Here is a 5,357-nt window from a genome sequence, read left to right on the forward strand (position 1 = left end):
TGGCTCTGGCTCTGGCTCTGGCTCTGGCTCTGGCTCTGGCTCTGGCTCTGGCTCTGGCTCTGGCTCTGGCTCTGGCTCTGCAGATGATATTTCTTGAGCCAGCAAGTCAAGCTCTTCCTCAAGAGTCGTTGCTTCAGCCTCATCACCCAATAGCGCATTAAAGTAGTCATCAAGCGCTTGTTCACTGGAAAGCACGTCGTTACTGCTCATCGAACGCTAACCTCTCCAGGTAAATCAGTAACTGTTTATACGCAAACACACCACGACTACCAGATGCAAAATGCGATGCTGGCAAATGCTTTAAACTAGCATCACGGAATTTGGTATCAATCGGCACCGCAGAGGTCCATACTTGATTTGGGTAATCTTTCTTCAGTTGCATCAATGTCTGCAAAGACGCTTTGGTGCGCTTGTCATACATCGTTGGAACGATAGTCACTTTGAAACCACCCGGACGAGACTTTTGCATAATGGTTAACGTGCGCATCATGCGTTCCAAGCCTTTCATCGCCAAAAACTCGGTTTGAACGGGAATCAAAATTCGGTCACTGGCGGCCAGTGCGTTGACCATCATCACACCAAGAATTGGCGGGCAGTCAATCAACACATAATCATAGTCTTGTGAGACCGCTTGTAGAGCTCGTTTTAAGATCAGCCCCATCCCACTGCGATTCCCCATGACACGATCAAGCGTCGCAAGGGACATATGCGCGGGAATGATATCCATCCCTTCCAGTTTTGTCTCTAGGATTAACGGCCTCACCGTTTCACGAGAGAATGTCTTCAACTGGAATAAATCAAACAGGCTCGAAGTTACTGCGTCAGGATCATAACCAAGATAGGTAGTCAGTGATGCGTGAGGGTCAGTATCGACCATCAGTACGCGATGACCTTTTTGACTCAGCAAACCCGCTAATGTCACTGTTGAGGTGGTTTTACCCACGCCACCTTTCTGGTTAGCTACACTCCAAACAATCATGATGAATCCTACGCTAGGCCAACTTCCACCAACATGCGTTCTGCAATGCGGTCAAGCGGTAAATCTTCTGAAGAAATGCCTGCTTTAGCAACAGCTTGGGGCATACCATAAACAACACAACTTTCTTCATCTTGAGCCCAAATAGTTGAGCCTGCAGACTTCAACATGCGAGCGCCTTCACGACCGTCTGCACCCATGCCAGTCAGCACTAGAGAGAGTACTTTGTCACCGTATACTTTGGCTGCAGAACCAAAAGTCACATCCACACATGGTTTGTAGTTCATGCGGTCGCCGCCATCAATGATACGAAGACGAGCAGCCCCCGCTCGACCATCCACCATCATTTGCTTACCACCTGGAGCAAGGTATGCCACACCAGGCTGTAAGACATCGCCGTCTTGGGCTTCTTTCACTTGAATCTTACACAAGGTATTCAAACGGCTGGCAAATGCAGCAGTAAAGGTTGCCGGCATATGCTGAATCAATACGATCGGATGCGGGTAGTTCATCGGTAAACGCGTCAGAATTTTTTGCAAAGCAACCGGACCACCAGTCGACGTGCCAATTGCGGTCAGTTGATACTTCTTACCGGAGGCTCGGAACTTTGCCGCAGCCGGTCGAGCAGGAGCTGGAGTCGCTGGCGAAGCCGTTCTTGAACCTAGTGGACGAGCTGCCGCATTGGTACTCGCAGCAGCGCGAGTGATTGGTCGACGCATAAAAGCGCGCTTCGAAGCAATCTGAATAACTCGTTGCTGAAGCAGTGATACCGCTTCTTCGCGGTTACGTGCGATGTCTTCAAACTTTTTCGGTAAGAAATCCAATGCGCCCGCATCTAGCGCATCAAGCGTGGCTTTCGCCCCGTCATGAGTCAGGGACGAAAACATTAGGATTGGCGTTGGAGCCGCTGCCATGATTTCACGCACAGCGGTAATGCCATCCATCACTGGCATTTCAATATCCATCGTGATGACGTCCGGTTTAAGAGATTTGGCTTTCTCAACCGCCTCTCTGCCATTTACCGCAACGTCAATCACTTCTAGGCGCGATTCTGAGTTGATGATTTCGCTCACGCGACGTCGAAAAAAACTCGAATCATCAACGACTAGTACTTTAATCGCCATCTTATTCCTTTTAATAACGTCAGCTTTGCTTAAAGGCGTGAAGCCGCAGCATATCGCTTAAGTAAATCAGGCACATCTAGAATTAATGCAATATGGCCATCGCTAGTGATTGTTGCACCAGCCATGCCCGGAGTGCCTTGCAATAGATTATCGAGTGGCTTAATAACCACTTCTTCTTGACCAATAAGCGTATCCACAACAAAACCAACGCGCTGGTTACCGATCTGTACAATAACCACATGACCGTGACCAGTACGCTCTTCGACGTTTTGTGATTTGGATGCTAACCAGTTCTGTAAGTAAAATAGCGGGATAGATTTTTCACGCACAATGATCGTCAACTGACCATCTACCACGTTTGTGCGACTCAGATCCAAGTGGAAGATTTCGCTCACCGAAGCCAGTGGCAGTGCAAACGGATGACCGCCAACGCCAACCATCAGTGTTGGTAGGATCGCAAGCGTCAGTGGTACTTTGATGGTGATCTTAGTGCCTTTACCTAGCTCAGAATCGATATCGATTGAACCATTTAAGGTGTTGATCGCCGTCTTAACCACATCCATGCCAACGCCACGGCCAGAGATGTCAGAAATTTTATCTTTACTTGAGAAACCTGGCGCAAAGATAAGGTTGAAGCACTCTTTGTCTGTTAAACGGGCCGCCGCATCTTCGTCCATCATACCGCGCTTAACCGCGATACCACGCAGTTTGTTCGGGTCCATACCGCCGCCATCATCTACGATGGATAGCTCAATGTGATCCCCTTCTTGTGATGCAGACAAAATCACTTTACCTGTGCGTGATTTACCTGCTTTCGCGCGGTCGTCTGGCATTTCAATACCGTGGTCAACCGAGTTACGAACCAAGTGAATCAATGGATCGGCCAATGCTTCTACAAGGTTTTTATCGAGATCGGTTTCTTCACCGCGCATTTCCAGCACGATGTCTTTATTTAAGTTGCGCGCCAAGTCACGGACAACGCGTGGGAAACGGCCAAATACTTTCTTGATTGGCTGCATACGCGTTTTCATTACCGCGCCTTGCAGATCCGCCGTTACGACATCAAGGTTGGCGACCGCTTTGGACATTTCTTCATTGTCGCTGTTCAAACCAAGGCTTAATAGACGGTTTCGGACCAATACAAGCTCACCAACCATGTTCATGATGGTATCAAGCGTCGAGGTATCGACACGAACGGTTGCCTCGGCCTGAGGCTTTTTAACCGCTGGCGCTTTCGCATCTTCTTTCACCGCGACAGGTTTAGATTCTGGTTTTGGTGCTGGAGCCGGAGTTGGCGCTGCTGGTGCTGGCTTAACCGCAGGCTCAGGTTTCGCAGGGCTTTCCTCTACGTTTGCTGATGCCGGCTTCGTTGCCATATCCAGTTCTTCTAGCGTAGGACCTTTGCCCGCACCATGTAGCTCATCGAGTAACTTTTCGAACTCTTCGTCCGTCATTAAGTCACTATCTTGATTTGCTGACGATGCAACTGGCGCAGCTGGTTCTGCCGCTTTAGGAGGTTCTACTGGTGCAGATGCTGCAGCCTCTGCCGCTGATGGACTTTTGCCAACGCCGTGAAGTTCGTCAAGTAGACGCTCAAATTCATCGTCAGTGATATCGCCACTTTCAACTGATGGCGCACTTGATTGAGGGGGCTCTGATGGCGTTGTTGGTGTCGCAGGTTCTGAAGCGCCTGGAGCTGAGCCTTTACCATGAAGCTCATCCAGCAGCTTTTCGAATTCGTCTTGGGTAATTTCATCAACAGAGCCGACACTTGACGCTGGCGCGGCTGGTTCTTCAATAACAGGCTCAGGAATGACAGGTTCAGGAGTAACCACTGGTTCTTCAACCACGGTTGCAGCGACTTCATCTTCTGATTCAGGTTTACATAGACGATGAAGTTCTTCAAGAAGGGCAGGATCCGCAGCTTCCAATGGTTCACGATCTTGAACAGCTTGGAACTGGGTATTTACCGTATCCAACGCTTTTAGCATCGTATCCATCAAGTTTTGCGTGACCGTGCGTTGGCCGTTTCGTAAAACGTCAAACACGTTCTCCGCACCATGACAAGTATCGACTAGCTCTGCCAAAGACAGGAAGCCAGCACCGCCTTTTACGGTGTGAAACCCGCGGAAAATTGCATTAAGTAAGTCTTTGTCTTCTGGGTTATTTTCCAATTCAACCAACTGCTCAGAAAGCAGTTCGAGAATTTCCCCAGCCTCAATGAGAAAGTCCTGAAGAATATCTTCGTCTAAATCGTAGCTCATACGTTACCTTTAAAATCCAAGACTGGACAACAAGTCATCGACTTCGTCCTGCGATGAAACCGCATCTTCTCTCAGTTCTGGATGAAGAATCGGGCCTTCGGCTTCGCTTGTTTGTGTATTCTTTTTATCTGCCGGTTCTGACAAAACTTGAATGTGTTCTTCAGGTTTATTTCCAGAGAATACGGTTAGGATTTCCACTAAGCGGCCTTCTACTTCATTTACCAACGTAATTACGCGGCGAATAATCTGGCCAGTTAGGTCTTGGAAGTCTTGCGCCATGAGAATTTCGGTCAATTGACCACGCAACTCAGTGCTGTCACCTTCGACTTGAACTAATAGCTCGTCGATTCGGTGACAAAGTGCTTTGAATTCGCTTAATTCGATGCGCCCGTGCATGAGTTCATTCCATTGAGGACGAACTTTCTGAAGGCAATCATGCAGGTTGTCAGCGATAGGAAGGCAGCAGTCGACTGCATCCATCGTTTTGTTGGCTGCTAGCTCTGTCTTCTCGATCACATAATTAAGACGATCCCTTGCGTTAGGGATTTCGTCTTTCGCAATTTCGGTCATGCGCTGATCGAGACTGAACTGCTTGAGTGATTCGTGAAGGTCTCGAGTTAAGGCTCCAATTTCTTGCAGCATTGGATTCTCGGCACCTTCGTAGATCGAGGCAACAAGCATATTGGCTTGGTCTTGTTCCCCGTTTTCTAGCATTTGAACGAGTGACTTCGCCTGCTCTAGTGAGATCATTCTGAATAGACCCTTTTACGTTTAGTTCTTCTTATCACTTTAAAAACGCTAAACGAGTCATTTAATAGGTATTTAATAATTGGTATGAATGACTCGAATAACAAAGAGAAAAAGAGAGAGTTATAAACGCTCGAAAATTTTATCTAATTTTTCTTTTAATGTTGCAGCAGTAAATGGCTTAACAATGTAGCCGTTTACGCCTGCTTGAGCAGCTTCAATGATCTGCTCACGCTTCGCTTCAGC

At 48.0% G+C, this 5,357-nt stretch carries 4 protein-coding genes and 2 pseudogenes; all 6 read right to left on the minus strand.

Features of this window, described 5'->3' with window-relative positions:
* Positions 1-210: pseudogene (locus CAG69_RS20175) on the minus strand (chemotaxis protein CheW); the annotation flags it as partial.
* Positions 200-979 carry a ParA family protein gene (locus tag CAG69_RS20180; RefSeq protein WP_006741712.1) on the minus strand — a complete coding sequence of 260 codons (780 nt, stop codon included), beginning with the start codon at positions 977-979 and terminating at the stop codon, positions 200-202. The pseudogene CAG69_RS20175 and the gene CAG69_RS20180, both read right to left, overlap by 11 nt.
* Before the next feature lie 8 nt (positions 980-987).
* Positions 988-2,100 carry a protein-glutamate methylesterase/protein-glutamine glutaminase gene (locus tag CAG69_RS20185; RefSeq protein ID WP_109169796.1) on the minus strand — a complete coding sequence of 371 codons (1,113 nt, stop codon included), beginning with the start codon at positions 2,098-2,100 and terminating at the stop codon, positions 988-990.
* 29 nt (positions 2,101-2,129) lie between these two features.
* Positions 2,130-4,364: a chemotaxis protein CheA gene (locus CAG69_RS20190; RefSeq protein ID WP_161445885.1), complete on the minus strand. Its 2,235-nt coding sequence runs from the start codon at positions 4,362-4,364 to the stop codon at positions 2,130-2,132.
* Positions 4,365-4,373: 9 nt separating this feature from the next.
* Positions 4,374-5,114, minus strand: a complete 741-nt coding sequence (locus CAG69_RS20195) for a protein phosphatase CheZ (protein WP_006741709.1) — start codon at positions 5,112-5,114, stop codon at positions 4,374-4,376.
* Positions 5,115-5,234: 120 nt separating this feature from the next.
* Positions 5,235-5,357: pseudogene (locus CAG69_RS20200) on the minus strand (response regulator); the annotation flags it as partial.

Source organism: Vibrio sp. V43_P6S15P86, from assembly GCF_009904725.1.
GTDB classification, from domain to species: domain Bacteria; phylum Pseudomonadota; class Gammaproteobacteria; order Enterobacterales; family Vibrionaceae; genus Vibrio; species Vibrio diabolicus.